Source organism: Paenibacillus sp. Root444D2 (assembly GCF_001426375.1).
In the GTDB taxonomy this organism is placed as follows: Bacteria; Bacillota; Bacilli; order Paenibacillales; family NBRC-103111; genus Paenibacillus_E.
The window spans coordinates 21,208-45,910 of record NZ_LMEO01000028.1 but is presented as its reverse complement, the minus strand read 5'-3'; the positions used below and the strand labels follow the sequence as shown (position 1 = coordinate 45,910).

Below are 24,703 nucleotides of genomic sequence, written 5' to 3'. Positions count from 1 at the left end.
AATCGAATTAATCAAGCCATGAATACCCCTCAACTTTCAGCTTAGTTTTTTAAAAAAGAACCTACTCAAATTGGTGAAGTAACTTCTCAAATAAATTACATTGTGAAACGTACTCCGAAAGGCTTCTATTTTGATCAAAAGGGATGAAAATAGAGAAATAGCAGTCTCTGGAGGCTCTTATTTCGCCGAAGGTGATATGGTGGAGTAAAGAAGTAGAAAAGCGGAGAAATTGGGTGGTACAAGAGGAAATGGAGAAGTAGAAGGATGGAGGGATGTAGCTGTACTAGAGAAGTGGAAAAGTAGTTGTGTGCAGAAATGTGTAGCTGCAGTGTGGGTTTAGAGAAGTAGAAGAGTGGAGCAATGGGTGGTACAAGAGGGGGTAGAGCTGTAGAGGATGGAGGGGTATAGCGGTATTAGTGAAGTTAAGAAATAGGGGTGCAGAAGTGAGTAGTTCAATGTAGAGAAGTAAAAGTGTGGAGGAATGAGCGGTATTGAGGAAGTAAGGAAGTAAGCAAGTAAAAGGCGGAAGAATGCAGCTGTACTAGAAAAGTGGAAAAGTAGTTATATGTGGAATTGAGTAGAGCATAATGAAGTAGAGCAGTGAAGTTTGGAAAAGGGGTGCTTAACGAGGTGGAGCAAAAAATGGGTTGTACAAATGTGGAAAATGGAGTAGCTAAAGCACTCATCTGGTCAAGGATTACAGCAGTATTCACTCAGCCTCATCAACCTAAAATCCCCAAAAAAGAGCTCTTCCTCGGTCTCATAGACCAGCAGGAAAAGCTCTTTTTGCAGTGCTTTATACTTATCTAACGATGTTAATTCTTAATCATCTAAAATGATTTGCAACGGATTACTCCTGTGAGGACGTTTCTTCATTAGCGCTGGAGTTTGTTGCTGTACCTTGAAGCAAGGAGTTTAATTCCTCCACTTTTTGTTTAGATTCGCTATCTTCCGCGTTGGCCTGTGCGGCATTAATGCCATGGCTCACCACATCATCACTGCTGTTGGTCGTTGACATTTGAAATCACCTCCTCTAAGTTTCAGTTGATTAGTAAGTATAAGTTAACGTTGAACTTAAACTTAAGGCATCAACCCTGATAAACGCACTCGTCCTAAAGGACAGCGTAAGCCGTTTATCTTTGACTAACTAAGTATGTCTCTATTTTCCAGTAAACATACAGGCAGTTTATTTGATATTAGAATGTAACCGCTATTAATCATAGGTAAAGACTATAAAGAATGTCTATTTTAACTATTTCACAAATATCGTAAGGGAGAGCATAATAGAAGAAAATGGAAAGGTGATGATTCGCGTATGGGGAAATCATTTGAAGCGCTGCTGCCGGAGCATGAAGCATTTATCGAGAAGCAGCACATCTTCTTTGTGGGATCGGCACCGCTATCGGCGGAAGGGCATGTTAATCTTTCTCCGAAGGGTCATGATGTGCTGCGTATTTTATCTGCGAATGAAGTGGCCTATTTGGACTTAACGGGGAGCGGGAATGAGACAAGCGCGCATCTGGAGGAGAATGGACGAATTACGTTGATGTTCACAGCCGTGGAAGGACCTCCGATGATACTGCGCCTGTATGGGAAGGGGCAAGTTGTTTTGCCAGGTACCCCAGAGTGGGAGAAACTGTCTCCGCGGTTTACGTTGCTGCCAGGAGCTCGGCAAATCATCGTCGTCCAAGTCCATGAGGTCAAAACATCATGCGGTTACAGTGTTCCCTTTTACACGTATGAAGGAGAGCGGAAAACCCTGCAGAATTGGGCGACGAAACAAGGCGAGCAAGGGTTGAATGACTATTGGCAAGCAAAAAACGTGACAAGCATGGACGGACTGCTGACGACACTCGGTCAAAAGTTATCCACAGACACTGTATAAGATCGCATTTTTTTAGTCAAAATGTTTCCGCAACGCCTCCGGCGCTTCTCGGCTTTTACGCGTCGCGCTATCCATCGTTACGCTGGTGACAAGGGCATCAGCACATAGCTCGCCTTGCTTGTTGAAAATCTCTTGCTTCAGCACATAGCTGGAGCGTCCCATTTTGTCAGGGCGGCAGGTGACCGTTAATTGATCTCCTTGTTTGCATTCTTTTTTATAATTGATGGTGATGTTCACGGTAACAGTTTGAATCCCCATCGCGCCAAAGGTTTCATAGGATAGCTGGGACTGCTCATACCATTCCTCGCGCCCCCATTCTAGGTACTCCAAATATTTGGCATTATTGACGTGTCCATTCACATCAATTTCCGTTGATCTGACGATAATATCAAGTTTGGATTCCATGAAAATGAGCTCCTTCTTTTACACCTGGCATGGGCAGGTGTTTTTGTTCATTATAGCTCTCCTACGGGTGTGAAAACCAGTAAAAGGCTCATACTGCTCCATAATGTGGGCAAACTATGCCTTGCGTGTTTGGTGATGTCAGTAGATTGGTTAACTTATTTTATCTGTATATAAAGCTAGGTTCAGGAGGCGGTGCAAAATGGCGCAAGATTATCGCGTTGAAAAGGATACGATGGGTGAAATCAGAGTACCTGTGGATAAGTTATGGGGGGCTCAGACACAGCGCAGCTATGAGAATTTTAAGATTGGCACGGAACGGATGCCGGTGCGGTTGATTGGGGCTTTTGCTTTGTTGAAAAAGGCCGCCGCGCAGGTGAACCGCGAGCTAGCCGGGTTATCTCCAGAGAAGGCGGAGGCGATTGCGCAGGCTGCCGATGAAATCGTGGAGGGCCGCTGGAACGACGAGTTCCCGCTCGTCGTCTGGCAGACGGGCAGCGGGACGCAGTCAAACATGAACGTCAATGAGGTGATTGCTCATCGAGGCAGCGAATTGCTGGGGGATGGGGGGGAACGCATTCATCCCAACGATGATGTGAATCGTTCGCAAAGTTCGAACGATACGTTCCCCACCGCGATGCATGTCGCTGGCGTCATCGCGGTGGAGGAAGAGCTTTTGCCTGCGATGGAGCTTCTGCAGGCTACGCTCCAGAGCAAGATGACGGCCTTCGCCGACATCGTGAAGATCGGCCGCACCCACCTGCAGGACGCCACCCCGCTGACACTGGGGCAGGAGATCAGCGGCTGGTGGGCGATGCTGGAGCAGACGGCGCGCATGGTGCGCAGCAGCGTCGATACGATGCGCGAGCTGGCTATCGGCGGCACCGCCGTCGGCACGGGGCTGAACGCGCATCCCGAGTTCGGCGCGCGCGTCGCCGAAGCTTTGTCTCGCGAGACGGGCACGCGCTTCGTCTCGGCCGCGAACAAGTATCATGCGCTGACCAGCCATGATCAGATCGTTTACGCCCACGGCGCGCTGAAGGCGCTGGCGGCGAACTTGATGAAGATAGCCAACGATGTGCGGTGGCTATCGAGCGGTCCCCGCTGCGGGATCGGTGAAATCACGATCCCGGAGAACGAGCCCGGCAGCTCGATCATGCCGGGCAAGGTCAACCCCACGCAGAGCGAAGCGATGACGATGGTCGTTTGCCAGGTGATGGGCAACGATGCGGCCATCGGCTTCGCCGCCAGCCAGGGCAACTTCGAGCTGAACGTGTTCAAGCCCGTAATTATTCACAACTTCCTGCAGTCCGTGCGGCTGCTGGCTGATAGTATGCGCTCGTTCAATGACAACTGTCTCGTTGGCATGGAGCCGAATCGCGAGGTCATTCAGCGCAATCTCGAGCAATCCCTTATGCTGGTTACAGCGCTCAACCCGTATATCGGGTATGAGAAAGCGGCCAGCATCGCGAAGCAAGCCCACAAAGAAGGGCTGACGCTGAAGGAGTCAGCCGTGCGCAGCGGCTACTTAACCGCTGAGCAGTTTGACAGCTACGTGCGTCCGGAAGACATGGTGCATCCGAAGGCAACGTGATGATGAGCTACGGGGGAGCGGAGGGAGTGTCTCCACCACAAAAGAGGTTGGGCCGCAGTTAAAGACTGCAGCTCAACCTCTTTTTGTGCAAGTCCCACCCGCACCCAACTGCAAAAAGTGCAGCAAATTCGAGTGAATTGCTCATACAATTAAGATGCAAAAAATACATCAAATTCAACCCAATTGGTCAACTTCGACTGTTTTCGGGTAAATATACTGTACTAAATGCATCAAAATCCTCAGCCGCAGGCTGCAGCAGATCTGATATTGTTCACAGGGTTTCAGCAATCTTCGAAATCGGCTTCCAATGTAGTTCACAGGTCCTAACCTGTCTATCGAAGACAGCTCCATCCTCCCCACCCACCTTTTCCCTTCACATGTAGTTATGCATGTTTAATTTTCGTTATATAACGGAATATAAGAATCAAGTACTCTTAGATATGTAAGCACATACATTTCAGATTACCTGGGAGGTCACATATCAGATGAAAAAATCATTGAAACAATGGGTCGGTGTTGGCACGACAGTTATTATGGCAGCAACGTTTGTTGCAGGATGCGGGAGCACGCCGGAGGCGGCGAAACAACCAGCAGCTTCAGCAGGAGCAACCGCAGCGAATGCAAAGCCTTTTGCAGGAAAGACGATCTCTTTAGTGGCAGCGAACCATCCTTGGGCTGAGGCGATTAAGCCTTTGCTTCCAGACTTCGAGAAGGAAACGGGCATCAAGGTCAACGTTGAGAGCTTCTTCGAGGATCAGCTGACACAAAAATTAACGGTACAATTTACATCCGGTTCTGCAACACCAGACGTTTTCATGTATCGTCCGCTTCAAGAGGGCAAATTATTCTATAAAAACGGTTGGCTTCAACCGCTCGATGATTACGCTCAAAAAGCAAAGAACTATGACTTTGCCGACTTTGCTAAATCCGCAGTTGGCTCCACAACGGTAGATGCGAAGCTAGCTGGTATTCCGATTATCACGGAACAAGAAATTTTGTACTACCGTAAAGATTTGCTGCAAAAAGCCGGCATTGCGGTACCTAAAACATTAGATGAACTGCAAGCTGCGGTGAAGAAGCTGCATGATCCTAAAAGCGAGATGTACGGCTTTGTGGCAAGGGGCCAACGTTCACCGCTAGTTACGCAAGTATCTTCCTACCTATATTCAGAAGGTGCTGACTTCACGAATGGCGATAAAGCGACGATTAACACGCCAGAAGCGATTAAAGCATTTACAACGTACGGCACGCTTCTTAAAGATTATGCGCCTCCAGGCGTACTTAATATGTCTTGGCCGCAAGCTTTCGGTATTTTCGCTCAAGGGAAAGTTGCTTTCCTAACGGATGCAAACTCACTGTACCAAAATGCGATAGATCCAGCGAAGTCCCAAGTCGCCGATAAAGTTGGTTTTGCCGTTATGCCAGGTGGTAAAGCTGGTTCTAAGCCTTATAGTATTACATCTTGGGGTCTAGCGATGAATGCCAAATCAGGTAACAAAGATGCGACTTGGGCATTCATTGAATGGGCAACAAGCAAAGATATCGTGCTGAAAACGCAGCAAAAAGGGAACCCAGGCGCCCGTACATCGGTTTGGGATAAACCAGAAGGTACGACAGGCTTCCCAGCTGATCTTGTTCCTATCATTAAAGAAAGCTCCAAAAACGGTGTTGACCACGACCGTCCGACGGTAATTAGTGTAGGTGAAGCTCGTGATGCCGTTGGTGAAATCGTACAAAAATTAATGACCGGTGAAACGAACATTCAGCCGGTAGCAGACAAAGCCAATGCAGCTTTGCAAGCGATTATGGATAAAGATAAAACGAAATAAATACAGCGTGAAAGCAATAAATGAGGGTCATCTCAAGTGGCCCTCTTCACCCTTTGCATAAGGGTACAATTTCATCAGGAAGGGTGAATGAAGTCATGCAATACAGTTGGTTTAACCGCAATCTCAAATGGATTTATACGCTTCCGGCGGTCATCTTCGTCTTGTTGATGATGTTGTTTCCAATCATCTATACATTCCGAATTAGCTTCTATGAGTGGAGCATGTCCGCAACAACTCCGCCACTCTTTGTAGGGTTGTCAAATTATATCGCCTTATTCAAAGATGAGCGCTTTTGGCATGCAACAGGTTCAACGTTCTATTTCACGATCATGGCCCTTGGGCTTGAAATTATCCTGGGGATCGCGATTGCCTTGCTGCTGTCTAGGGAATTCAAAGGCAAAAACCTCGTAAAAACGGTATTCTTGCTGCCCATGGTAGCAACACCGGTAGCTATGGGCTTGGTGTGGATGCTCATCTATGAGCCGACAATCGGGATAGCCAATATGATGCTCAAATCGATGGGATTAAAGCCTTTACTATGGCTAGCTTCACCTAATCAGGTTATACCTTCCCTTGTTATTGTAGATGTCTGGCAATGGACACCGATGATTGCTCTCATTATTATGGCAGGCTTAGCTACACTGCCAACGGATCCTTATGAGGCGGCAGATGTGGACGGAGCAACGGCATGGAGAAAATTCGTTTCCATAACGCTGCCCTTGCTGAAACCTACGATCATTGTAGCGGCGATGCTGCGCTTAATCGATGTGCTCAAAACGTTCGATATTATTTATGCGACAACACAAGGCGGACCGAATTTTGCTTCAGAGACATTGAACTTGTATGGCTATGTGCTCGGTTTCCAATACTTTAAGCTGGGTATGGCTTCATCGTTACTTGTAATCTTCTTTGCTCTGGTGATGGGACTAACTTTATTTATGATATGGATGCGCAAACGATTGGAGGGAACCTCATCATGAAGCCAAAGAAGGGCTTAAAATTTATACTAACGCTGCTAACGTTCCTAGTCCTAATCGCCTTTGGTTTTCCATTTATCTGGATGTTATTGGCTTCTTTTAAGACACAATCACAGATTTTATCGACGGGCAATATCTTCTTTTTCAAACCGACTTTTCATAACTATGTCAGTGTATTCAAAGAGTACAATTTCCTGAAGTTTATTTGGAATAGTTTCCTTGTTGCAGCTGGTTCAACGCTTTTATCTCTCATTCTAGGTCTTCCTGCAGCATATGCCATTGCAAGACATCACCTTCACAAGCTGGGGCTTCTCATCTTAGTTGCGAGAATTATTCCGGGAATCACATTCTTGATTCCTTGGTTCATCCTGTTCTCCAAGATCCATTTGGTGGACACGTATACAGCGTTAATTCTTAGTCATATGCTCGTTGGATTACCGTTTATTATTTGGATTATGATCTCCTTTTTTGAGGCGCTTCCTACGGAAATTGAAGAATCTGGTCTTATCGATGGATGTACGCATCATCAAGTGTTTCTACGCATTATTTTGCCTATCTCAGGACCAGGTGTCATCACTGCATCGCTGCTTTCCTTCATATTTTCGTGGAACAATTTTATGTTCTCCGTTATTTTGGCAGGGGACAAAACAAAAACATTGCCGATCGCTGTGTTTAACTTTATGTCCTATTCCGAAATCAACTGGGGTGCGCTGATGGCTGCGGCCTGCATCATTACACTTCCAGTTCTGATCATTGCTTTAGTGTCCCAACGCTACGTGGTAAGCGGACTTTCTGCTGGTGCAGTTAAAGGCTAATAACGAAGACATAACAATAAGAGGGTAGTCGTCGCCTTTTCTTTGGATGACTTCTCTCGTATAGTTAACTCTAAGTTAGAAAGCTTAGCAGAAGCATGGAAGGTGAACCCAGCGTGCCGTATAAACTTAATATTTTCAGCAAAATTCTCATCCTATTGGTCCTACTTCTTATCCCAATCGTGCTGCTCTACAGCTATACGAATCGGATAACGAATAACGTTGTTCAAGACCAGATTCAGTCATCGAATTTAAATCAACTGTCTTTCTTCATGCACCAACTGGATGTGGACGTGGAGCGATTAGCAATGTCACCGGTCATTCTCGGCAGCGATCCTTACATAAGGGAGTTTATCGACAGGAATGAGTCGCCCGATTATGACATGCTGAAAGAACAGTCACGTATTATACAAAAGCTTAGCCTCCAAAGTGTCTCCAGCGGATGGGTGAATGAACTTACTATTGCCATTCCACATGGGAAGCAAGTGTTATCTTCCAGTATTTTTGTGAATGGGACGGATGCTTGGCCTTGGGACAGCCCAATTAAGCGAACCTGGACGTATGAGGAACGCAAGGGCGACAATGGGATAGGGTCGTTCGTTAGGGAAATCAGTGAGCCGATTCGTGCCCAAATTGCCAGTCAAGCTAATGTGCTGTATCAAGTAAGGTTCAGCGTGCAGAATATGATTCAATTGTTGGATGTGTACAAACAAGATAAACGAAGCGATCCTTTTTTAATTGATGGACAGAATAGGGCGATTTTCAACAGCTCATCTAATCCGTCGATTACGCATACGATCCATGAAAGATTGGCTGGTCAAGGCTTACCGCTTACCGGCCAAGTTCAATTTGATATCGCGAATCAGCAATATTTGATCAGCATTGTCAAATCGGAACAGTTGGATTGGTACTTGGTTGATTATGTACCTGTACAGAAGATACTTTCTCCTATTACGATGACGCGTAAATTGTTTTACGTTTCTATTGCTCTGCTGCTTGTGATGAGTATTCTGGCTTCTTTCTTGCTGTATCGCAACGTGCAAATCCCGATTGGCAAGATGATTCAAAGTGTACAGCAAGTGAAACGAGGCGATTTATCGGCTCGGATCGCGTATAAAGCCAAAAATGAATTTGATTTTCTCATCCAGCGATTTAATGAGATGGCCGAGCAAATTCAAGTGCTTGTAGAGGATGTTTATGCGGAGAAAATACGTTCACGTGAAGCGACTCTGAAGCAGCTGCAATCGCAGATTCACCCGCATTTTCTGTATAATTCCTTGTTCTTCATTATCAATTCAGCAGAGATGGAAGACAAAGAATCGGTCGTAGCGATGTCGCAAAATTTAGCTGAGTTTTACCGTTACACCACTAGAGTGGAAAAACAAAGCGTACGGTTGCGAGAAGAGCTGGATTTGGTAGGCCATTATTTAACGATTCAGAATCTCCGTATACACCGGTTAAAATATGAGATATCTGTGCCGGAAGAGATGCTCAGCGAATGGGTTCCCCGACTTATCTTACAGCCGTTAGTAGAGAATGCCATTGTCCATGGGATTGAGCGCAGCGCAGAAGGTGATCGAATTACGATTACCGGTGAGCAAAAAGACGGCTGGAACCGACTGATTGTTGAAGATAACGGCGGAGGGTTGGATGAAGCGGGATTAGATAAGCTGCTAAAACAGCTAGAGGCTCCAATGTCCGATGAGATTGGCTGTGGAACATGGAATGTCCACCACCGTTTGTATTATCAATTCGGGGAAGGCTCCGGACTTACTTTTGAGCGATTAATTAACGGCGGTTTAAGGGCAGTGCTGACTTGGAAACATAATTCGCAGGAGAGTGATCTAGCCACAGAGGTGATAAAACGATGATTCAACTGTTGATTGTCGATGACGAAGCGCATGTCGTGGATCGGCTTCAGTCTACGATTGACTGGGCATCTATCGGGATTGAACAGGTTTTTAAGGCTTATTCCGGTAAAGAAGCGCTGGAGCTGCTCGAGCAAATGTCGATTGATATCGTGATTACGGACATTCAGATGCCAGGGATCTCCGGCTTGCAATTAATTGCTGAGATCAACCGTCGTTGGGCGAAGACCAAGTGTATTCTTTTATCCGGCTACTCCGATTTCAACTATGCCAAAGAAGCGATTCTACAGGGCTCGGAGGATTATTTGCTGAAGCCTGTCACTGAACAAGCTCTACTGGCTACTGTCAGCCGAGTGATGGAGAAGCTGCAGAAGGAATGGGAGGCCGTCATCTCTACGCAGCGTCTTACGTATACATTCAAGGAAAACCTCCCTTTACTTCGAGGAAACTTATTAAATGATTTACTTCAAGGGCACAAAATATCGGAGCAGTCACTTCGAGAGAAAATGCAGATTCTGGAGCTCCCTGATTATCATGAGCATGCATGCGTATTGATGATGGTTCGGTTGGAATCGAATTTCCTGGAATATGATACTGGTCATTTATCGTTAATGGAATATGCGATTAGCAATATGGCCCACGAACTATTTTCTGAAAAATTCGATAGCTGGCATACGAAGGATGCTCACGATTATTTGGTATTTGTGATGAAGCATAAGCAGGAAACACCTGACAAGGAAGATGCTGCATGGCTGGAACGTACGGCTTCTGTGCTTCAATCGGCCGTAAAGAATTATTTGAAAGGCAAGATATCCATCCTCCTGAGCAGTTGGGGCGAGTTCCCGGTCGAAATCAATGCGCTCTACAATAGCTCGCTTAGTGCCTTTCGCAAACGCATCGGGAGTGAGCACGAGCTGTTCATGCGGCTGGGTGATGAATCTGTTCAGGCCGAACTGTCAGCCCTGCAAAGGCTATATGAACCGCCAACGCTCAATCATTTGCTGGAAGCAGCAAGATGGGAAGATACGGAGGAGAAGCTGTCTCAGATTTTTGATGAAATGGAAGTCAGATTTTCCGAATCTCAGGAACATCTATTAGAGGTTTATTTCTCGATCGCATCCGCTTTTGCTTACATTGCGCATAAGAATGGCAGGCAGCTGCATCAGCTCATTGGCGGTGATTATGAACGGATGATGGAAGGTATACCGTTTCGTACGGTGAACCAGCTGCGCGAATGGTCGATCCGTTCTTTGAGGCGCATGAAGGAAGATATGGATCAAGAAAGGCAAGATAGCCGTGCAACGCTGATCAAGGATATCAGGTCTTTCATCGATCAGCATCTAGCTAGCGACGTCTCCTTACAATCGATTGCCGAGCATGTGTACATGCATCCGGTGTATGTATCGAAGATCTACAAACTTGAAACGGGTGAAAATTTAAGCGACTACGTCAATCATGCACGGATGGATAAAGCCGCTTATTTGCTGAAGAATGGTCAGGATAAGATTTATGAAATCGCGACACAGCTTGGCTATCAACGCCCGCATTCCTTTAACCATGCGTTCAAGAAGCATTATGGCATGACTCCGCAAGAGTACCGAGATCAATATTCGTAGAGAACAAATTAACCGCTGACGGGTGAGAGGAGTTTGGTCTTGCCCAGCGAATTCAACATGGGATAGAGGAGGACGATGATCATGAAAATTACGAAATTGGAACTGTTTAAGGTGCCGCCAAGATGGTTATTTCTGAAAATCGAAACGGATGAAGGCATTACGGGTTGGGGAGAGCCCGTTGTAGAGGGCAAGGCGGATACCGTTGCAGCCGCGGTGATGGAAATGAGCGACCATATCATTGGCAGGGATCCGATGCGGATCGAGGATATGTTCCAAGTGCTGTACCGCGGCGGCTTCTACCGCGGAGGACCGATCTTAACCAGCGCAATCTCAGGCATTGAGCAAGCGCTCTGGGACATTAAGGGCAAATTCTATAATGCGCCCGTCTATGATCTGCTTGGCGGCGCTTGCCGCGACAAGACGCGTGTCTATTCGTGGATCGGCGGGGACCGCCCGAGCGACGTAGGTCAAGCGGCCAAACAGCAGGTCGCGGCTGGATTTACGGCGGTGAAAATGAACGCTACGGAGGAAATGCACTACATCGACTCCATCAGCAAAGTCGATGAAGCTATTGTTCGCATTGCCGCGGTACGCGAAGCCGTCGGCAAAGACGTTGGCATCGGCATCGATTTCCACGGCCGTGTTCACAAGTCGATGGCCAAAATCATCGTCAAGGAACTAGAGCAGTACCGGCCTATGTTCATTGAAGAGCCTGTTTTGCCTGAAAATAATGAAGCGCTTAAAGAGATCGCTCGCTACACCTCGTGTCCGATTGCGACTGGTGAGCGGATGTATACGCGCTGGGGCTTCAAAGAGCTGCTTGCCCAAGGCATCGTGGACATTATCCAACCCGATCTTTCCCATGCCGGAGGCATCTTGGAAACACGCAAAATTGCCGCGATGGCGGAAGCTTACGATATTGCAATTGCACCGCACTGTCCGTTAGGTCCTATCGCTTTGGCAGCATGCTTACAGCTGGATACGTGCTCTCCGAATGCCTTCATTCAGGAGCAGAGTCTCGGCATTCACTACAATCAAGGCAGTGATTTGCTCGACTATTTGAAAGATCCTTCTGTGTTTAAGTATGAAGAAGGCTTCGTAGCCAATCTAACTGCGCCTGGTCTTGGCATCGAGATCAATGAAGATAAAGTAAGAGAGATGGCTGCAATTGGTCATAGTTGGAAAAATCCCGTTTGGCGTCAAGCCGATGGTACCGTAGCCGAGTGGTAAATGAAATAGCAGGAAAGAGCAAGAAAGAGCATGAAAGAGCAAAAAAGAGCAAGAAAGAGCAAGGAAGAGCAAAAAAGAGCCTCAATTCCATGGAAATGGAGTTGAGGCTCTTCTTGTTTTTGTGTAGGAATTTAGCAGTTTGAGGATATGGTGCTTAATCTGCATGGACGAGCGGGATGATCTGCCTGAGAAGTCGATTTCCGACTTCTCGGACTCAGTTAGCGTGCTTCGGCTCGCATAGCTCTGGCTGTAAGCGCGGTTTTCGCGCTTATTTGCTCTGGCGCTCCAGATTAAGCGCGTTTTCCGCGCTTAATCTGCTTTGATGCACGAGATGATCTGCCTGAGAAGTCGATTTCCGACTTCTCGGACTCAGTTAGCGTGCTTCGGCTCGCATAGCTCTGGCTGTAAGCGCGGTTTTCGCGCTAATTTGCTCTGGCGCTCCAGATTAAGCGCGTTTTCCGCGCTTAATCTGCTTTGATGCGCGAGATGATCTGCCTGAGAAGTCGATTTCCGACTTCTCGGACTCAGTTAGCGTGCTTCGGCTCGCATAGCTCCGGCAATAAGCGCGGTTTTCGCGCTTATTTGCTCTGGCGCTCCAGATTAAGCGCGTTTTCCGCGCTTAATCTGCTTTGATGCGCGAGATGATCAGCCTGAGAAGTCGATTTCCGACTTCTCAGACTCAGTTGGCGGGCTTCGGCTCGCATGGCTCTGGCTGTAAGCGCGGTTTTCGCGCTTATTTGCTCTGGCGCTCCAGATTAAGCACGGTTTCCGCGCTCTTTCGTTTATCCTTGAGTTACTGAATCGGATCAGGAATCATATTCTTTTCCAGCAGTTCGCTATTCGTCTTCATATATTTCATTTCATTACCCAGCTTCTTCATCTCACCCATATCCTGTGCCATGGAGCCATTGTTGGCTTCTGCCAAGGTTTTGCCTGCTGAACCGTTACAGATCCGCTCTAATTCAATTAGTTTGTCCAACGCCGTCCGGCGAACTTGCAGAGGAACGAATTCGTTCTCTTGAAAGTCGGCTTCATGAAAATGAACGGTTGTATTCCCATGCTCAGAGGTGTATGTGGTTAATGTTAGCGGATAGGCGGCTGATGTGGCATCGTGATAAATATCGAATTTATAGACCGATTTCTCTGTGTATTCGATACGATCTAGCCCTAAATCGGTTAACTGTTGATGCAGAGTGCTTTTATCCATTGTAATTCCTCCATTCAAGCATACGTCCAATCGTACGAAGTCCTTACGAATCTATGTGATACCTTAATGTTGATTGTTTTGGTAATTCGTTTTGGCAGCCTGCAAAGATTCAGCTACAAGCTGTTTGCTTTCTTTGGCCTTATCAGCGGCTTCTGAAGCTTGATGGCTAACGGAGGCTGCCATATCCTTTGTTTTCTCACTGACTGCTGAAGCAACTTCCTGAGTCTTCTCATTAACAGCTGACGCGATATCCTGTGTTTTGTCGCTTACGGTCGAGACAATATCCTGTGTTTTCTGACCTACAGCGGAAGCCAATTGGCTTGTTTTATCATTGAATGTGCGATACGTATTCGACAGGTCTTCACGCAGCTCCGACCCGGCTTTAGGGGCTAATAACAATGAGGTTATCGCGCCAACAGCGCCGCCGATTACTAAACCTAACAATAGTCCGCCTTTGTTATTTGTTCCGACTGCTTCACTCATGAGTCATCTCTCCTTTAGTTTGGGTGTTGTGGTGTTGCCATGCTTCATACCAGGATGTAACCTTCTTTCTTTCATTTGAAACACCAAAGCTCATTTTTATTTCCGTTTCATTATATAAGCAAGGTGGCCAAGCATCTTCGTGATTGAATTTTTTTCAAATGGGTAGTAGATAAAATAAACGATCAACATGTTTGATAATAAATTATGGTAAACTACGTTGAGGGTTTCCGTAAACTTTTACCCGAAAGGGGTTTGAGCAATGAGTATTGTAATAGTAGACGATAACGCGACAAATTTACTTATTATTGAAAAAATCCTGCTGAAAGCCGGTTACACCGATTTAGTCATGGTGTCCTCTGCCCGAGAGCTGTATCAATTATTAGATATGGATTCACCAAGCACGGTTGAAGTGCCGGTTGATTTGATTCTCATGGATATGATGATGCCGGAAATTGATGGGGTGGAAGCTTGTCGAACAGTTCAAGCCGACGAAAGGTTCCGGGATATTCCGATTATTTTCGTGACGGCGATGGGGGATTCCAATAAGCTGGCTGAAGCATTGGATGCCGGGGCACTCGATTATGTGATGAAGCCGATTAATAAGGTGGAGCTGCTTGCGCGTATTCGTTCTACGCTCCGCTTGAAATATGAGAAGGATTGGCACAAAGAGCGGGACAAGCGGATTAAGTATGAGCTTGATTTGGCCAAACAAGTGCAGCTTAGTGTACTGAGCAGCCCCATTAAGGATGAGCGTATTCAGATTTCGGCAGTCTATAAACCCTCTTCTGAGCTCGCGGGTGACTTCTATGCCTGGTATCCGATTGGGCCGAATCGGCATGGGATTATTTTGCTGGATATGATGGGACATGGCATTTCGTCTTCGCTTGTCTGCATGTACATTTATTCGGCTTTGAAGGATACCATCACGAACATTTGTGATCCGGAAGGCGTGATGCGTGAGCTGAACGGACGGATGAATCAGCTGCATCAATCTGATAATCTGATTAATTACTATTTTACGGCGATTTATATGGTTTTGGATACGGAACAGCGCACGATTGAGTATGTGAATGCCGGACATCCTGCTGGCATTGCCCTTCTGGATGGTGAAGTGGAATTGCTGTCAGAAGGATGTTGTGCACTCGGCTTTTTTGAGGGGATTGAGATTACCAAAGGTGTGATCCCCTATGAGAAGGAAGCCCGGATTGTCTTGTTCACAGACGGCCTGTCGGAGTGGCTCGATGATGAACAGGAGGACGGCATCACCAAAATCTTGGGAAGCTTGAAGGAGACGACGACGCACGATCCCGATGGCTTGGTTGAGCGTATTTATCCTTATGTCAAAACGGGTTCTCCGCAAGACGATATGTGCTTGGTTATGATAACAACGTAGTCGTTAGCGATGAAAAACATGGTACCAAACAGCGGATAGGCGAAGAGTGGTTTATAACTATAACGAACGCACAAATTTTATCCCAAATGGGGAATAAAACTTGTGCGTTTTTTGTTTCAATAGACCCGAAGGCGTGTAATAAGGAGTATCAGTCCAACACGTTGGGAGGAATTGGGATGACGACATTGGCATCGGAAGCCAGTTCAGACGCTTTATATTTGTTGCATGAAGGTACACAGTATCAAAGTTACCATTTTCTGGGTTCCCATGTGGAAGAACGCAGTGGTCAGATGGGGGTTAACTTCGCAGTTTGGGCGCCAAATGCCAAGCAGGTTAACGTTTCAGGCAGCTTCAATGGATGGAATGGCAGCAATCACCAGATGTCGCTAGCAGATGGCGTATGGACGCTGTTCATTCCGGAACTCGGTGAAGGCACGCTATATAAATATGAAATCGTCACTTTGGACGATGAATGCTATCTAAAGTCAGATCCTTATGCGTTTCATTCTGAGCTTCGGCCCGGAACCGCTTCGATTGTCACCTCATTGGATGGTTATGAATGGCGGGATGAGGATTGGCTGACGAACAACACGTCAAATCAATTTCTACAACAGCCGCTCCTTATCTACGAGGTGCATTTGGGCAGTTGGAAACGCAAGGAAGACGGCGGATTCTACAGTTATGTGGAATTAGCTGACGAGCTGGTCGATTATGTACACGAACGCGGTTATACCCATATTGAGCTGATGCCGTTAGAGGAACATCCTCTGGATGCGTCATGGGGCTATCAGGTAACCAGCTATTTCTCGGTGACGAGTCGGTTTGGATCGCCGAAGGACTTCATGTACTTCGTAGACCGCTGCCACCAGAAGGGGATTGGCGTCATTATGGATTGGGTGCCCGCACATTTCTGCAAAGATGCTCACGGCTTGACCCGATTCGATGGGACACCGCTTTATGAATATGCAGACAGCCGAAAAGGTGAACATCCTACTTGGGGGACACAGGTATTCGATTATGCGAAGCCCGAGGTTCTTAGTTTCTTAATCTCCAATGCCCTATTTTGGATGGATGTTTATCATATTGATGGGTTAAGAGTGGATGCGGTTTATAGCATATTATCGCTGAATTTTGATCGAGAAGAAGAGGACCGTATTGTGAATGAACAGGGCGGCGATGAGAATCTCGAAGGCATTGCCTTCCTCCAGAAACTGAATGCCGTCGTATTCTCTAGGTATCCCAATGCACTGATGATGGCGGAGGATACGAGCTCTTATCCAGGCGTAACCGCTCCCGTCGAGAATGGCGGACTAGGCTTTAATTACAAATGGAACTTAGGCTTTACGTGGAACACGCTTGGGTATATGAAGAAAAATCAGGAAGAACGCAGCAGTCAGGAAGATCAATTGACGAATTCGCTGCTAAATGCTTGGGATGAGAATTATATTCTCACCTACGCGCATGATGAAGTGGTTCATTCCAGCAAATCCCTTCTCGGTAAAATGTCAGGTGACGACCATTGGCAGCGATTCGCTAATTTGCGAGTGCTGTACGCCTATATGATGGGACATCCGGGCAAAAAGCTGCTTTTTATGGGGAACGAATTCGGTCAGATGGATGATTGGAATTCGGAAGCTTCGCTGGAATGGGATTTATTGAAATTCGAAGAACATCAGCAATTTGAGCATTTTGTGAGAACGATGAATCACTTCTACATAGCGGAGAGAGCTTTATGGGAGTTGGATTATGAACCGAGCGGTTTCGAACCGATTAACGCGGAGGATAAAAGCGACGGTCTGGTGACTTTCATTCGGAACTCGGAAAACGGCGATGAACAGCTCATCGTTGTCTGTAATTTTAAGCCTGAGGCTCATGAGGGATATCGACTAGGGGTGATGAGGCCAGGGCGTTATCAGGAGGTTTTTAATAGCGATAAGCAAGAATTCGGCGGATCCGGCGTGACGAACGGCAGTACGCTAGTCTCTGAAGAGTGGACATGCCAAGATTGTCCGCACAGCATAACGGTATCGATACCTCCCCTTGCAGCAATCGTAATTAAATATATTCCAAAGGAAGGATGAGATGACTATGAAGAAACAGGAATGTGTAGCCATGCTATTAGCCGGCGGTCAAGGTACTAGATTGGGTCCTTTAACTAAAAATATCGCTAAACCAGCTGTTCATTTTGGCGGGAAATATAGAATCATCGACTTTACCTTGAGCAATTGCCGTAATTCTGGGATTGATACAGTTGGTGTGCTCACGCAATACAAACCTGCTGTCTTGCATGCTCATATTGGCAATGGGGAAGCCTGGGACATGACGAGCGAAAGCGGCGGTATCTCCATTCTGGAAAGGCAGGTTGGCGCACCTGATGCTTATTCGGGGACAGCGGATGCCATTTATCAAAATATATCCTACCTTCGTTCGTATGATCCAAGCTACGTGTTAATTATTTCTGGCGATCATATTTATAATATGGATTACAGAGCTTTGCTCGAACATCATAAAGCTTCTGGAGCTGATGCAACGCTTTCGGTTATTCCAGTGAGATGGGAAGAGGCAAGCCGGTTCGGCATTATGAACACGGACGAGCATCACCGGATTACCGGATTTGCTGAGAAACCGCTCAAACCTATTAGTAATCTGGCTTCCATGGGCGTGTATATATTTAATTGGAATGTGCTGAAGGCATGCCTCGAACAAGATGCGAAAGATATGACGTCTAGTCATGATTTTGGTCATGATATTATTCCTGGACTGCTGGCGGCAGGGGCCTATTTATCTGCGTATCCTTTTGAAGGGTATTGGAAAGATGTCGGTACGATTGAAAGCCTATGGGAATCCCATATGGATTTACTTGGTTATACGCCAAGGCTGCAATTGGATCACGATACATGGCCTGTGCTTACCCAAGAGAGTGATCTTCCGAAAAGCCATGTCTCACTAAGTGCCAGAGTGAACAATGCGGTGATAGGAGACGGTGCAGCCATTCATGGTAATGTAAGTCATTCAGTTCTATTTGATGGCGTTAGGGTTGGAGAAAATAGTAGAGTCCTGAACAGTGTCATCATGCCGGGTGTTCAGATTGGAAAGAATGCACTTATTCTTAATGCTGTTATTGGAGAAGGATCCATTATTAAAGATGGAGCTATTGTAGGTAAGCCAGGAGGTACAGAGATTACTGCCGTAGGTGAGAAAACAGTGGTAGGACGCCATTATCCAGCTGTGATACCTGCTAAGCTGACGGATACGAGGCTGAATTTCGGTTAATCGAGGTAGTAAATGCTTACGATGCAAGTTTTGCTAACACAAAACTTTTAGGAGGAGTGTATGATGAAAAATGTTCTTGGCATGATCAATCTCATGAATGAACAGGATGATTTATCAACGCTTACACGCAATCGTTGTGTCGCTGCTGTGCCTTTTGCCGGTCGGTATCGACTGGTCGATTTCGCACTTTCCAATATGAGCAATTCGGGGATTCAGAAAGTCATCGTTCTGGCCAATTCGAAGGCGGATTCACTGCTTGAACATGTGGGCGACGGGCATCACTGGGGTTTAGACGCTTCGGAAGAAGGAGGGGTCTCTATTCTCCCGCCTTTCTCCCTATGGATTGATCCCGCGAGTGATACGCGAACTGTCGACCATGGCGACCTCCTACATTTGTACAGTCATCTCGATTACTTAAAGTCATGCACTGAAACCTATATTTTGCTTGCGCCTAGCAGTGTTATTTATCGCTCTAATTTTGAAAATATGGTCGACTATCACCTCAGCAGCGGCGCGGAAATTACGGTCCTTTTTAAACATTTGACAGAGATTGACCGTCATGCTCATATTGGTCACGCTTACAACTTGGAGATGAATGATCAAGGCCGCGTGATCAGCGCCTCTCCCACCTATCACGCTCTGCCGTGCTTAACACCGCAGAATATTGATTTGGACACGATGGTTATGGAGCGGAAACTACTGATTGATCTCATTGAGAGGAGCTTGAGGCGCGGGAGCGAGATCTATCTGAAAGAGGTTATCTGGGCTCATCTGGCCGATATTCATGTACAAGGCTATGCCAATCATGGGTATATGGCGATTATGGATTCCGTAGACAGTTACTATGTGCACAGTATGGATCTCCTGCAACCGCAAGGCTGGCAGCAATTCATGATTAATCAAGAGTTTATCTATACGCGGAAAGAGGAAGAACAAGAAACGGCTTGTAACCATGACGCGCTGATCCGCAATTCGTTCGTCGCTCATGGCTGCCGGATTGAAGGCTATGTGGAGAACAGTATCTTGTTTCCAGGTGTGACGGTTAGTAAAGGCGCCAGTGTTAAGAATAGTGTCATTATGCATGATTGTGCAATTGAAGCGAGCGTGTATTTGGACCGGGTTATTTTGGACAAGCAGGTCGTAGTAGAGCAAGGGGCCGTGTTATGCGGTCAGTATGCACATCCTTTTGTGGCGGAGAAAAGTGAAGTGATCTAATCCAAAGGTGAGAGTAGGAGGATCAGATATGAACGTAATGTTACGTGATAAAGGTGCTAAGCTGCTAACACACATGACGGGCTACCGCAGCCGTGTCTATAAGCTAGCTATGTTCTTTCTAGTCGTAATTCTAGCGATGATTATCGTCAGGTGGACAACTTCTGAACAAATCGGTGAACCGGAGATCATCCTTACACCGCGGATCATCACTCTGAATCCGGAAGGATCCAATAATACTTTCCTACCCGTTCTGCCGCCTACTCTTGCCGCTGCCCAAGCAGAATCTAGCAGTGATATAGGTGCTAATTTCCAGGTAGCTGATGCTAACTCATTGGTGCCTATGCTCAATAGCCTAGAGGGAATCTCACTTTATGATGATACAGAGTCAGTCATTGCCAAGAAAGGGTATCCACTAACGTTTGTCCAGGATCCCCAATTTGCAGAAGCCTTTACGTATGAATACCCGGATATGAATATTGGTTTCCAAGATGGTATCGTGACTTTTGTTCAAATTCCAGCCAAGGTGGGGCACGTTCAAATCAATGATAAACGGATTCCGTTGACGATAACCGACGTGAAGCGGCTGCTAGGAGAACCCGATTATGTGGCGGAAGATGGAATCGTCTTTCAGCGGGGGGAAGGACTAATTAAGCTTTTTATTGAATCGAAAACGCAAGAATTGATATCCATCGATTATTATCATCTTTCAAGCACCTAATGTCTGCAGCTGGCCTCTATGGTCAGCTTGAAGACATGTGCGGGAGATCTTCCTATTTTAGGCAAAGCTTGTGTAAAAGGTAGAGGCTTGTTACTATTTAGAGAAAGAATAACGCAAGGGAGTGTGGCTAATGTCAGCAGAGAAGTTCCAAGTTGATCAAGAAGAATTGGAGAAATCTATACAGCTTCGTATCAGTGGGGAGCTCGATTTGGCTGCGGCCTTAACGTTTCGGCATGCGCTCGAAGCAGTTGTTCATCGGGCGGATAAGGCGTTAATCCTCGATGTGGAGCAGTTGCGGTATATTGATAGCACAGGGATCGGTATTGTGGTCTCGGCCTTGAAAATTCGGGATGAGCTGAAAGCACCGTTCACGGTCCGCAATATCCCGGCCGGCATCAAACGGCTGTTTGATCTTACGGGAATCTCAGGATTCCTGAACGAAGGGATCGAAGGAAGCGCATGAATGTCATTCGTTTACAAATACCCGCAGCAGCGGAATACTTGGATATCGTAAGACTCAGTCTCTATGGGGTTGCTACCAAGTTAGGTTTCTCTTATGAAGATATCGAGGACATGAAGGTAGCGGTGTCGGAGGCTTGCAACAATGCTGTACTTCACGGGGAACCGCAGAGTGGCAGTGGGCAAATCGAAATTAGCTATGAGCCCGGAGACGACAGATTGACTGTGAAAGTGAAAGATGATGGCACAGGCTTTAATTATCAAGAACGCGACGAGCATACGGTGCCTTTGTCCGGGGCTTCGCCCAGCGAATTACAGTCTGGAGGCCTTGGCATTTATCTCATGCAAGCGCTGATGGATGAGGTTATCGTGAACACAGACGGGGGAACCGAAGTCACGCTCATCAAATATGTTCAAAACAAAACCACGGATTGACGGGGAAACCGCCAGTCCGTGGTTTTTTTGTGGATTAGAGGTAAGCAGAGCTTGCCCCTATTAAGGATGGTTAGTTGGGATTTTGCTAAGCTAAGTGAGATTGTGGATACATCATCTTCGGTAAGAGACTGTGTTTTCCTAGATTTTTGTTTTCTGGTTCTTGGAAAATGGATTATTACAAGGCAAGTTGTACAGCGTACAACAATTTCCTTGATTTCTTCTTAAAAGACTCAAGATGTTGTATGTTATACAACAATCTAGCCCTTTTTTAGGCTATAGAGCTACTTTAGGCTGGAATTGTTGTATTTTTTGCAACAATCGTGTGAAAAACGCGGATTAGCCTGCTTATTGTTGTACGAAGTACAACACGTAACGGGTCAGCTTGCTTAATGTTGTACAAAACAACATGTACGCGGATTAGCTTGCTTATTGTTGTACGAAGTACAACAAATAACGGGTCAGCTTGCTTAATGTTGTACAAAGAACAACATGTATGGGTCAGCCTGCTTAATGTTGTACGCGAAGTACAACACGTAACGGGTCAGCCTGCCTTTAGGCGGCATAACTCGCTCGCCAAAGGACGGCGTAAGCCGTTTTGTCTTTACAAACTATTTGCCAAGGTACGCATCCAGCATCCAGCTGTGCTTCTCTAGCGATGAGCGAATCCCGATGAGCAGGTCAGCTGTTGGTTGATCCTTTTGCTCTTCAGCAAGTTCGATTCCCTCTGTCAGCTCCGAGCAGATGCGGGTGAAATCACTCACCAGCTGCTTCACCATTTGCTCAGCCGTCTCCTCATTTTTAGCTTCCTTAATGGACGCTGTTGCCAAATGCTCCTGCAAAGTCGCTGTCGGAATGGTGCGAAGAGATAGCATTCTCTCCGCGATAACGTCTAGATGCAAGGCGGCCTCTGTATACAATTCTTCGAATTTGATATGTAGGGTAAAGAAATTTTCGCCTTTCACATACCAATGATAGTTATGCAGCTTCATATAAAGAATCGAAAAGTTAGCGACCTGCTTGTCAAGAATCTCTGTAATCGGACTTGCTTTCGTTGCAGTTTTAACCATTGTGAAATCCCTCCACTTAATTAGTATGGTTGTGCATACGTATAAGTACCCTGCCAGATTCCGCCTGAAACAGAAAGGAAAGAAAATCGGAAATTTCTGCCTAAATTGTTTCAGATGCCAAGAACAGGGGTAAGCAATAAGTAATTAAGCAGATAGGGGTGATTGAAATGTTAGTACAAATTAGTGCGATCATAGCAGCCGTTGCGTTTGTGTTCCTTGTCTTCTATTTGATTCAAACTTTGAAATCACTGAAAACTTCATTAGATGAGATCACATTAACGATGGGTCAAATGAAGAATGAAGTCACACAGATCAGTTCGGAAGTACAGGACGTTATTCTCAATACCAATGAGATGGCCATAGATGTGCGTGTGAAGCTGTCCAAGCTTAATCATCTGTTCAGCTCGGTTAATGATGTAGGACAAGTGATTCACGAGTTAACATCGTCTGTGAAACAATCAGCCACGAGTTTAATCTCAGCCGTTAAACAAACGAATCTAACCCAACAAACTCAGCCGCTCAGTGCGAAATGGAAGACGATCTTGCAAGGAGCTGCCATCTCATATGAGTTGTTGCAAAAAATGAAATCTAAGAAATCACCGCAAGCCGGTGTTACGAAATAGAAAGGGGTCATCTTGTGAACGCTATACGTAAATTTACTGTCTACAAACAATCGAATGGGAAAGAAAATATCATATACTTAAGTGGGGAACTTGATTTATCTGCTGCATCGGAGCTAGCCACCGCGCTTGACTCGGTCGTTCATAAAGGAAATGAGATTCTAACGTTGGATTTAAAAGAGCTGCGTTATATTGACAGTACCGGAATTGGTATGATTGTCTCCGTGCTAAAAGTGAGAGCTGCGATGAAGGCAGCCTTCCGTATACATCACATCCCTGCCAAAATCCAGCGACTATTCGAACTAACTGGCATAGCCCGCTATTTGGTAGGTCGTGAAGACCAAAGTCAAAACAAAGGTGTAACAGAAAGGAAAGAAGAAATCATATGAGCCCATACATTGGCCTTACGATACCGGCAAAGGCGGAATATCTAGATATTGTTCGACTCACTTTATATGGCGTTGCCACCAAAGCGGGCTTTTCCTTCGAAGATATTGAAGATATGAAGGTCGCTGTGGCAGAAGCTTGCAATAATGCGATCCTGCATGCTTACTCTCATGACCAGTCAGGAACCGTGGAGGTTCAATTTGAACACAGCAGCGGATTTTTGAGGATTTCTGTGAAGGATGAAGGCAATAGCTTTAATTATGTTCAAACAGATGCCGACGCAGCCTCGCTGCACCATAAATCCATCAGTGAAGCGACGGTGGGGGGACTAGGTTTGTTCCTGATGCAAGCTTTAATGGATGATGTACAAGTACTGACGCATAGCGGCAAAGGAACCGAGGTTATTCTGACGAAGCAACTGGCAAGCCAGCTGAATAGAAAAGAGGAAATGGTATGAATGCGAATGCATCATCCTCGAAACCGTTATATGAAATGTACTCGAAAATGAAGATCTATAAGGAAACCGCTTGTCAAGAGACGGCTACGGCGCTGCTGCTGCATTATGAACCCATTGTTCGTATGGCAGTAGGTAAGATGTCGCGGAGCCGTCCTGATTTATATGAGGATTTATTTCAAGTTGGACAGATGTCGATGCTGCGGCTTTTTGTACAGTATGACAGCACCATGGAGATTCCGTTTGAAGCCTATGCAATGAAAAGCTTAATTGGTCACCTGAAAAATTATTTGCGTGACAAGTCATGGTACATACAGGTTCCAAGACGAATTAAGGAGAAAGGTTCGCTTGTCCAGCGTGCTCTGGATGAGCTGACCGTGAAGTTGGAACGTTCGCCGAGTATCGAGGAGATTGCGGCTTATTTAGAGCTCGGTCCGGAAGAAACGATTGAGATTCTGGCAGGCCGCGATTATTATAATTACACTTCACTGGATACTCCGCTCACGAGTGATGGGGATAGTGCGACGATTGGCGATATGATCGCTGGCCCAACGGATGACTATCAAATCCTAGAGAGACGTATGGATCTTGAAGAGGCGATGACTTGTTTGAAAGAAGAAGAACGTACGGTTATTGGTCTCATCTATCATGAAGGACAATCGCAACGTCACATTGCTGACCTTTTAGGAATTTCTCAGATGAGTGTATCCCGGATTCAGAAGCGGGCGATTGATAAGCTGAAGACTGTCTTAAACCAGAGCACGTAAGGAGGCTACCCG

25 protein-coding genes are annotated in these 24,703 nt (G+C 46.2%); 20 read left to right on the top strand and 5 right to left on the bottom strand.

Annotation, left to right across the window (positions count from 1 at the left end):
* Positions 1 to 630 precede the first annotated feature (630 nt).
* Positions 631 to 810: a hypothetical protein gene (locus tag ASD40_RS37235; RefSeq protein ID WP_156390059.1), complete on the top strand. Its 180-nt coding sequence runs from the start codon at positions 631 to 633 to the stop codon at positions 808 to 810.
* Positions 811 to 850: 40 nt separating this feature from the next.
* Here the strand turns inward: ASD40_RS37235 and ASD40_RS37230 are convergent, their stop codons facing one another.
* Positions 851 to 1,018: a hypothetical protein gene (locus ASD40_RS37230; protein WP_156390057.1), complete on the bottom strand. Its 168-nt coding sequence runs from the start codon at positions 1,016 to 1,018 to the stop codon at positions 851 to 853.
* Between the two features lie 297 nt (positions 1,019 to 1,315).
* On the opposite strand from ASD40_RS37230, the gene ASD40_RS17370 reads away from it, so the two are divergent.
* Complete coding sequence (locus tag ASD40_RS17370) at positions 1,316 to 1,885, top strand: pyridoxamine 5'-phosphate oxidase family protein (protein WP_057304454.1); 570 nt, start codon at positions 1,316 to 1,318, stop codon at positions 1,883 to 1,885.
* A gap of 12 nt (positions 1,886 to 1,897) precedes the next feature.
* On the opposite strand, the gene ASD40_RS17365 is transcribed toward ASD40_RS17370, so the two are convergent.
* The gene (locus ASD40_RS17365; protein ID WP_057304453.1) at positions 1,898 to 2,290 is read right to left on the bottom strand and encodes an acyl-CoA thioesterase; all 393 of its coding nucleotides are present in this window, start codon (positions 2,288 to 2,290) and stop codon (positions 1,898 to 1,900) included.
* Between the two features lie 199 nt (positions 2,291 to 2,489).
* Between ASD40_RS17365 and fumC the strand changes: the two genes are divergently transcribed.
* From fumC to dgoD, 7 genes are all read left to right on the top strand, one after another.
* Positions 2,490 to 3,881: a class II fumarate hydratase gene (gene fumC, locus ASD40_RS17360; RefSeq protein ID WP_057304452.1), complete on the top strand. Its 1,392-nt coding sequence runs from the start codon at positions 2,490 to 2,492 to the stop codon at positions 3,879 to 3,881.
* Between the two features lie 485 nt (positions 3,882 to 4,366).
* Complete coding sequence (locus ASD40_RS17355; RefSeq protein ID WP_057304451.1) at positions 4,367 to 5,710, top strand: ABC transporter substrate-binding protein; 1,344 nt, start codon at positions 4,367 to 4,369, stop codon at positions 5,708 to 5,710.
* 95 nt (positions 5,711 to 5,805) lie between these two features.
* Complete coding sequence (locus ASD40_RS17350) at positions 5,806 to 6,690, top strand: carbohydrate ABC transporter permease (protein WP_057304450.1); 885 nt, start codon at positions 5,806 to 5,808, stop codon at positions 6,688 to 6,690.
* Positions 6,687 to 7,502: a carbohydrate ABC transporter permease gene (locus tag ASD40_RS17345; protein ID WP_029196223.1), complete on the top strand. Its 816-nt coding sequence runs from the start codon at positions 6,687 to 6,689 to the stop codon at positions 7,500 to 7,502. Before ASD40_RS17350 ends, ASD40_RS17345 begins: the two co-directional genes overlap by 4 nt.
* A gap of 113 nt (positions 7,503 to 7,615) precedes the next feature.
* Positions 7,616 to 9,370, top strand: a complete 1,755-nt coding sequence (locus ASD40_RS17340; protein WP_235549287.1) for a sensor histidine kinase — start codon at positions 7,616 to 7,618, stop codon at positions 9,368 to 9,370.
* Positions 9,367 to 10,983, top strand: a complete 1,617-nt coding sequence (locus tag ASD40_RS17335) for a response regulator (protein ID WP_057304448.1) — start codon at positions 9,367 to 9,369, stop codon at positions 10,981 to 10,983. Before ASD40_RS17340 ends, ASD40_RS17335 begins: the two co-directional genes overlap by 4 nt.
* An 81-nt stretch (positions 10,984 to 11,064) precedes the next feature.
* A complete protein-coding gene (gene dgoD / locus ASD40_RS17330; protein ID WP_057304447.1) occupies positions 11,065 to 12,213 on the top strand; it encodes a galactonate dehydratase in 1,149 nt (382 codons plus the stop codon).
* 793 nt (positions 12,214 to 13,006) lie between these two features.
* On the opposite strand, the gene ASD40_RS17325 is transcribed toward dgoD, so the two are convergent.
* On the bottom strand, positions 13,007 to 13,420 hold the full coding sequence (locus tag ASD40_RS17325) for a hypothetical protein (protein WP_057304446.1): 414 nt from the start codon (positions 13,418 to 13,420) through the stop codon (positions 13,007 to 13,009).
* Positions 13,421 to 13,483: 63 nt separating this feature from the next.
* Positions 13,484 to 13,903: a YtxH domain-containing protein gene (locus ASD40_RS17320; protein ID WP_057304445.1), complete on the bottom strand. Its 420-nt coding sequence runs from the start codon at positions 13,901 to 13,903 to the stop codon at positions 13,484 to 13,486.
* A gap of 259 nt (positions 13,904 to 14,162) precedes the next feature.
* Between ASD40_RS17320 and ASD40_RS17315 the strand changes: the two genes are divergently transcribed.
* The 7 genes from ASD40_RS17315 to rsbW (ASD40_RS17285) all read left to right on the top strand — a co-directional run bounded on the left by ASD40_RS17315 (position 14,163) and on the right by rsbW (ASD40_RS17285) (position 21,396).
* A complete protein-coding gene (locus ASD40_RS17315; protein WP_057304444.1) occupies positions 14,163 to 15,296 on the top strand; it encodes a PP2C family protein-serine/threonine phosphatase in 1,134 nt (377 codons plus the stop codon).
* Positions 15,297 to 15,472: 176 nt separating this feature from the next.
* Entirely contained in the window at positions 15,473 to 17,377 is a 1,905-nt protein-coding gene (glgB, locus tag ASD40_RS17310) for a 1,4-alpha-glucan branching protein GlgB (RefSeq protein ID WP_057304443.1), read from the top strand.
* Between the two features lie 7 nt (positions 17,378 to 17,384).
* Positions 17,385 to 18,569, top strand: a complete 1,185-nt coding sequence (locus tag ASD40_RS17305; protein ID WP_057304456.1) for a glucose-1-phosphate adenylyltransferase — start codon at positions 17,385 to 17,387, stop codon at positions 18,567 to 18,569.
* Positions 18,570 to 18,629: 60 nt separating this feature from the next.
* A complete protein-coding gene (glgD, locus tag ASD40_RS17300) occupies positions 18,630 to 19,784 on the top strand; it encodes a glucose-1-phosphate adenylyltransferase subunit GlgD (protein WP_082562265.1) in 1,155 nt (384 codons plus the stop codon).
* 28 nt (positions 19,785 to 19,812) lie between these two features.
* Positions 19,813 to 20,502, top strand: a complete 690-nt coding sequence (locus tag ASD40_RS17295) for a hypothetical protein (protein ID WP_057304441.1) — start codon at positions 19,813 to 19,815, stop codon at positions 20,500 to 20,502.
* Positions 20,503 to 20,632: 130 nt separating this feature from the next.
* A complete protein-coding gene (locus ASD40_RS17290) occupies positions 20,633 to 20,965 on the top strand; it encodes an STAS domain-containing protein (RefSeq protein WP_057304440.1) in 333 nt (110 codons plus the stop codon).
* On the top strand, positions 20,962 to 21,396 hold the full coding sequence (gene rsbW / locus ASD40_RS17285) for an anti-sigma B factor RsbW (RefSeq protein WP_057304439.1): 435 nt from the start codon (positions 20,962 to 20,964) through the stop codon (positions 21,394 to 21,396). The genes ASD40_RS17290 and rsbW (ASD40_RS17285) overlap by 4 nt, the downstream gene beginning before the upstream one ends.
* A 608-nt stretch (positions 21,397 to 22,004) precedes the next feature.
* Here rsbW (ASD40_RS17285) and ASD40_RS17280 read toward each other — a convergent pair.
* Positions 22,005 to 22,463: a Dps family protein gene (locus tag ASD40_RS17280; protein ID WP_057304438.1), complete on the bottom strand. Its 459-nt coding sequence runs from the start codon at positions 22,461 to 22,463 to the stop codon at positions 22,005 to 22,007.
* Between the two features lie 167 nt (positions 22,464 to 22,630).
* Here ASD40_RS17280 and ASD40_RS17275 point away from each other — a divergent pair, with 167 nt between their 5' ends.
* The 4 genes from ASD40_RS17275 to ASD40_RS17260 are packed head-to-tail and all read left to right on the top strand — an operon-like array spanning position 22,631 to position 24,691.
* Positions 22,631 to 23,086: a DUF948 domain-containing protein gene (locus ASD40_RS17275; RefSeq protein WP_057304437.1), complete on the top strand. Its 456-nt coding sequence runs from the start codon at positions 22,631 to 22,633 to the stop codon at positions 23,084 to 23,086.
* Between the two features lie 14 nt (positions 23,087 to 23,100).
* Entirely contained in the window at positions 23,101 to 23,472 is a 372-nt protein-coding gene (locus ASD40_RS17270; protein WP_057304436.1) for an STAS domain-containing protein, read from the top strand.
* Complete coding sequence (gene rsbW / locus ASD40_RS17265; protein WP_057304435.1) at positions 23,469 to 23,927, top strand: anti-sigma B factor RsbW; 459 nt, start codon at positions 23,469 to 23,471, stop codon at positions 23,925 to 23,927. The genes ASD40_RS17270 and rsbW (ASD40_RS17265) overlap by 4 nt, the downstream gene beginning before the upstream one ends.
* Entirely contained in the window at positions 23,924 to 24,691 is a 768-nt protein-coding gene (locus tag ASD40_RS17260) for a sigma-70 family RNA polymerase sigma factor (RefSeq protein ID WP_057304434.1), read from the top strand. The genes rsbW (ASD40_RS17265) and ASD40_RS17260 overlap by 4 nt, the downstream gene beginning before the upstream one ends.
* The last annotated feature ends 12 nt before the right edge of the window (positions 24,692 to 24,703 follow it).

Excerpts from the sequence above, each read along its gene's own strand:
- ASD40_RS37230 (WP_156390057.1), bottom strand. The coding sequence starts at position 1,018 with ATGTCAACGACCAACAGCAGTGATGATGTGGTGAGCCATGGCATTAAT.
- ASD40_RS17370 (WP_057304454.1), top strand. The coding sequence starts at position 1,316 with ATGGGGAAATCATTTGAAGCGCTGCTGCCGGAGCATGAAGCATTTATC.
- ASD40_RS17365 (WP_057304453.1), bottom strand. The coding sequence starts at position 2,290 with ATGGAATCCAAACTTGATATTATCGTCAGATCAACGGAAATTGATGTG.
- fumC (WP_057304452.1), top strand. The coding sequence starts at position 2,490 with ATGGCGCAAGATTATCGCGTTGAAAAGGATACGATGGGTGAAATCAGA.
- ASD40_RS17355 (WP_057304451.1), top strand. The coding sequence starts at position 4,367 with ATGAAAAAATCATTGAAACAATGGGTCGGTGTTGGCACGACAGTTATT.
- ASD40_RS17350 (WP_057304450.1), top strand. The coding sequence starts at position 5,806 with ATGCAATACAGTTGGTTTAACCGCAATCTCAAATGGATTTATACGCTT.
- ASD40_RS17345 (WP_029196223.1), top strand. The coding sequence starts at position 6,687 with ATGAAGCCAAAGAAGGGCTTAAAATTTATACTAACGCTGCTAACGTTC.
- ASD40_RS17335 (WP_057304448.1), top strand. The coding sequence starts at position 9,367 with ATGATTCAACTGTTGATTGTCGATGACGAAGCGCATGTCGTGGATCGG.
- dgoD (WP_057304447.1), top strand. The coding sequence starts at position 11,065 with ATGAAAATTACGAAATTGGAACTGTTTAAGGTGCCGCCAAGATGGTTA.
- ASD40_RS17325 (WP_057304446.1), bottom strand. The coding sequence starts at position 13,420 with ATGGATAAAAGCACTCTGCATCAACAGTTAACCGATTTAGGGCTAGAT.
- ASD40_RS17320 (WP_057304445.1), bottom strand. The coding sequence starts at position 13,903 with ATGAGTGAAGCAGTCGGAACAAATAACAAAGGCGGACTATTGTTAGGT.
- ASD40_RS17315 (WP_057304444.1), top strand. The coding sequence starts at position 14,163 with ATGAGTATTGTAATAGTAGACGATAACGCGACAAATTTACTTATTATT.
- glgB (WP_057304443.1), top strand. The coding sequence starts at position 15,473 with ATGACGACATTGGCATCGGAAGCCAGTTCAGACGCTTTATATTTGTTG.
- ASD40_RS17305 (WP_057304456.1), top strand. The coding sequence starts at position 17,385 with ATGAAGAAACAGGAATGTGTAGCCATGCTATTAGCCGGCGGTCAAGGT.
- glgD (WP_082562265.1), top strand. The coding sequence starts at position 18,630 with ATGATGAAAAATGTTCTTGGCATGATCAATCTCATGAATGAACAGGAT.
- ASD40_RS17295 (WP_057304441.1), top strand. The coding sequence starts at position 19,813 with ATGAACGTAATGTTACGTGATAAAGGTGCTAAGCTGCTAACACACATG.
- ASD40_RS17290 (WP_057304440.1), top strand. The coding sequence starts at position 20,633 with ATGTCAGCAGAGAAGTTCCAAGTTGATCAAGAAGAATTGGAGAAATCT.
- rsbW (WP_057304439.1), top strand. The coding sequence starts at position 20,962 with ATGAATGTCATTCGTTTACAAATACCCGCAGCAGCGGAATACTTGGAT.
- ASD40_RS17280 (WP_057304438.1), bottom strand. The coding sequence starts at position 22,463 with ATGGTTAAAACTGCAACGAAAGCAAGTCCGATTACAGAGATTCTTGAC.
- ASD40_RS17275 (WP_057304437.1), top strand. The coding sequence starts at position 22,631 with ATGTTAGTACAAATTAGTGCGATCATAGCAGCCGTTGCGTTTGTGTTC.
- rsbW (WP_057304435.1), top strand. The coding sequence starts at position 23,469 with ATGAGCCCATACATTGGCCTTACGATACCGGCAAAGGCGGAATATCTA.
- ASD40_RS17260 (WP_057304434.1), top strand. The coding sequence starts at position 23,924 with ATGAATGCGAATGCATCATCCTCGAAACCGTTATATGAAATGTACTCG.